The following is a 4,489-nucleotide window of genomic DNA, read 5'->3' as shown; positions in this document are numbered from 1 at the left end:
GTATAGCACAATTTTCATGCCCCGGTGGCGGCGTAGGCGCCATGGGTGACTTATCCAGTAAAAGAAGGATTTCTTGTATCAGTCCCCGAAATGTTTCTAAACAAAGGCTCCAAAGTGTAGCCTCAAGTTTTTGAAAACTCCATTTTCCAGTGCTCTCGTCGCTAATTGCTGCAAGTAGCTTTGCTATTGCTGAGAGGGCCTCCTTTCTCTTGGGTTTCTGCTATATAACCCTATTTCGAAAGGAAGAGCCCTCTCTCCTTGTACCTGACCCTCTATTCCCCCGAAAACATTTTACTCATACTGGTTCCGAAGCAGGAGGAGGCTTGCCCGGCTTGAGCTCCGGAGTAATAATGTTGTATAAAAACTCGTTGGGCTGTGCCGCTGGAGATTAGCGATGCGTGAAATCGGCTTGATCGTAGGACTTGGGAACCCCGGGGCCCTGTATGCCGGGACAAGGCACAACATTGGTTTTACGGTGGTTGAACGTTTGGCGGAACGTTACGGCGCTCGTTTCAGGGAAGCGCGTGCCAAAGCGCTGGTGGCGGTGATTCGGGTGGGTGGTGCGGCGGTAATGCTGGCTCTCCCTCAAACCTTTATGAACCTGAGCGGGCAGGCGGTTGGGGCACTCCTCGGTGAGCTTGCGCTTTCTCCCGCCCAGATGATGCTGGTCTATGATGATCTTGACCTGCCATTAGGGCGGATCCGCCTTCTACCCCGGGGGTCGAGCGGCGGTCATAAGGGGGTTGAGTCGGTTATCGCGGCGGTGGGAACCGCCGACTTTCCCCGCCTGCGGGTAGGTATCGGGCGGCCGCTGAGCGATGGTGATGTAGCCGCTTATGTTTTGAGCCGGTTTGCCCCTGAGGAGGAAGAATTGGTACAGGCCGTGCGGGAGGTGGCGGTGGCGGCGCTTGAGTGCGTGTTGCGGGAGGGGCTGGTCCAGGCAATGAATAAATTTAACCGCCGCCGGTAAACCAAATTAAAAGATGCGTGCACTTACAGAAATCTGGGCTGAGGCGCCCGTTATCCGGCAGGTGAAGAAGGCTATCCGAGCCGGGGAATCACGGGCGGTTTACGGGCTCAGCGGGGCGGGCCAGAGCCTTTTTATCGCGGGGTTGGTAACGGAAGGGGAACAACCAGCCCTGGTGGTAACCCCGAACGACGAGGCGGCACTCAAGCTTCAGGCCGACCTCCGCCAGCTTCTGGGGGCCGAGGTTTTTGTTTTTTTACCCTGGGAAGCGATGGCCGAAAAGACGCTTCCCGGTGCCTTTATCCCGCGGCAACGCCTGATGTCTCTTGAAGCGTTGGCCTGCGGGAAAGGCATTATCGTGGCGACTGCGGCGGCGTTGCTCCGGGGACTTGTGCCGCCTGCGATATTCCGGACGGCCTGCCGGGTCCTCACCCGCGGCGACATGCTTGGGCCAGAGGAGCTACTCCGCCATCTGGCCGTGGCAGGCTACGAGCCTGCCGAGATAGTAGAAGTTCCGGGAAAGTTTGCCCGTCGTGGCGGTATTATTGATTTTTACCCCCCTGGAGCGCCGGCACCGGTACGCGCGGAGTTTTTCGGGGACGTTATCGATTCCCTGCGCTATTTCGATCCGGCTACCCAGCGGTCACGGGAAAAAATCGTGCGGGTAGCGGTGGGCCCGGCAACGGAAGGGATCTATCCTCCTGCAGCGTTCGAGACTGCAGTGGCGCGGCTGCAGAAGGATTATGCGGACTTTGCCCCGCGCCTTAAGTCCCCGCAGGCGGCGGCGCGACTGGGGAGTTGGGTTGAAGAAACCCTCACCGCTCTCCAGGCGGGGCATTACCCGCCGCGGGGCGAAACGCTCCTACCCTACTTTTACGAACGGCCGGCCCAACTCCTCGATTACTTAGCTCCTGAGGGGCTCTGTCTCGTTGTGGAAGCCGGTAAGTGCGGCGTGGCGGCCGGCGAAGCCGAGCGGGAAATCTCCCAGTTTGTTGCCGCGTTAGAGGCGACGGGGGCGATGCTGCCCCGCCAGAGGGAGGCTTACCTGAGCTGGGCTGCGGTGGCGCAGAAGTTAGGGCGCCGGCCGGTTGTATCCCTCTCTTTTCTTCCCGAAAAAACGCCTTTCGGTGCGGGTGGCAAGGAGATAAGCGTAGCGACCAAAACGGCCCCTAACTTCCTGGGGCGGATCGACGCGCTGGCCGAAGAAATCCGGGAATGGCGCCGGGAAAACCGCGTCATTATCTTAATGCGGAAGCCGGAGCAGGCTCAACAGGTAGTAACCGATCTGCGCGCGCGGGAGATCTTTGCGCGGGCCGCGGTAAGCGTAGAGAAGGTAGCGCCCGGCGAGGTCCTGGTTACTACCGGGGAACTGAGCGAGGGGGTTATCTTCCCTGCGGGCCGCGTTGTTTTGCTCACCACGGCGGAGGTCTTCGGGCGGCGGCACTTGAGCCTTAAGACCGGCGTGCAGGCTCAGGAGGTGGGGGAGCAGCCCCAGCTTCGCTCGGGTGACTATGTGGTTCATCCCGAGCACGGTATAGGCCTGTATAAAGGGCTTACGACGCTTACAGTAGAAGGTGTGACCCGGGAGTACGCGCTGATCCAGTACGCGGGGGAGGACCGGCTATACATCCCCGCCGATCAGGTAGGGATACTCCAGCATTATCTCGGTGGTGAAGGGGCCACACCGCGCCTTTCCCGCCTTGGGGGAGGTGAGTGGAAGCGGGCGAAGAGCCGGGCGATGCAGGCCGTGCGCGAGGTGGCGATCGACCTGCTTTCGCTCTATGCTGCCCGTGAGACGGCAAAGGGTTACGCCTTTTCCCCGGACACGCCGTGGCAGCGAGAATTTGAGGACGCTTTTCCGTACGAAGAAACTCCCGACCAACTCAAGGCTATCGCTGAAGTTAAGGCGGATATGGAGAAACCCCGCCCGATGGACCGGTTGCTCTGCGGTGACGTCGGTTACGGCAAGACCGAGGTGGCGCTGCGGGCGGCCTTCAAGGCGGTTATGGACCACAAGCAGGTAGCAATCCTAGTGCCTACCACCATCTTGGCCCAGCAGCACTACCAGACTTTCCGGGAACGTTTTGCCCCTTACCCGGTCACGGTGGCGTGGCTCTGTCGTTTTCAGACCCCGGCCGAGCAGCGGGCGGTGATTCAGGGGTTGAAAAACGGTACGATTGAGATCGTTATCGGCACCCACAGGCTCCTCCAGAATGACGTAGGCTTTGCCGATCTAGGCCTGCTGATTATCGACGAAGAGCAGCGCTTCGGCGTGGTCCAGAAAGAGAAATTAAAACTTTTACGACGGGAGGTCGACGTGCTCACCATGACTGCCACGCCGCTTCCGCGCACCCTTTACATGTCGCTGACGGGCATCAGGGATACCAGCATTCTCTCTACGCCGCCGCCGGATCGCCTCCCTGTGGAAACTTACGTGATGGAGGAAAATCCGGTACTAATACGCGAAGCGATCCGGCGGGAATTAGCACGCGGGGGGCAGGTCTACTTTGTTTACAACCGGGTAATGGGGCTAGCCGAAGTTGCAGACTGGGTGCGGAACTTAGTCCCCGAAGCGCGGGTGGTTGCAGCCCACGGCCAGATGCCCGAGGAAAAGCTAGAGCGGGTTATGCTCGATTTTATTGACCGGAAGTACGACGTGCTGGTGGCCACCACGATCATCGAAAACGGCCTCGATATCGGTAACGTAAACACCTTGATTGTTAAAGACGCGGACCAACTCGGCTTGGCGCAGCTCTACCAACTTAAGGGGCGCGTGGGTCGGAGTAACCGCCTGGCCTACGCTTACTTCCTCTACCAGCGGGATAAGCTTGTTAACGAGGGAGCGCGCCGCCGCCTTCAGGCTATCCGCGACTTTACGGATCTTGGTGCCGGCTTTAAGATCGCTAAGCGAGACCTGGAGATCCGGGGGGCCGGTAATATCTTGGGTGTGGAGCAACACGGCCATATTCAAGCGATCGGCTTTGAGCTCTACTGCCGGTTATTGCGGGAAGCAATCCAGGAACTTCGCGGCGAGAAGGTGGTAGCTCCGGTTGAAACAGTAGTGGAGCTGCCCGTATCTGCTTACCTACCGGAAGGCTACGTGCCGGACTACCATAAAATAGAAGTTTACCGGTCTATCGCTGACGCGTTAACGCCAGCGGCGGTGGCGGCGGTGGCCGCTTCACTCCGCGACCGGTACGGCCCCCCGCCGCCGCCCCTTGAAAATCTCCTCGCGGTAGCGCTCTTAAGGGTCCACGGGCGGCGCTTACGGGTGCGCCTGGTGACCCGGCAGGGCCAGTTCTACCGGATCGTTTTTGCTTCCGGACACGCGCTTAAAGCGGAACGCCTGGGGATTATTGCGCGCAAGTATGGAGCGCACTTTCACCAGCAGGGCGAAGAGTTTACCATCCTCCTGCCTGCCACGGAGCGACGGGAATCGAGTGCCTCGTTGAAAAAATTAACGGAATTTCTTGTAGAATTGGGTTGAAGGGATTATAATAAGCTTGGAAATAATTGTCCCGC

Annotated in this window: 2 protein-coding genes; both read left to right on the top strand. The window is 59.1% G+C overall.

The genetic code is table 11. The features are described from left to right. Window positions 1–394 precede the first annotated feature (394 nt). Window positions 395–970, top strand: coding sequence for an aminoacyl-tRNA hydrolase (pth, locus tag ACUVTA_RS04870; protein ID WP_445951849.1), 576 nt, complete (start codon window positions 395–397; stop codon window positions 968–970). Window positions 971–983: 13 nt separating this feature from the next. After that, entirely contained in the window at window positions 984–4,454 is a 3,471-nt protein-coding gene (gene mfd, locus ACUVTA_RS04865; RefSeq protein ID WP_445951848.1) for a transcription-repair coupling factor, read from the top strand. Window positions 4,455–4,489 lie beyond the last annotated feature (35 nt).

Source organism: Thermodesulfitimonas sp., from assembly GCF_052743955.1.
Note: the sequence above shows the minus strand (reverse complement) of the source record. Positions and strands in the feature narration are given on the sequence as shown.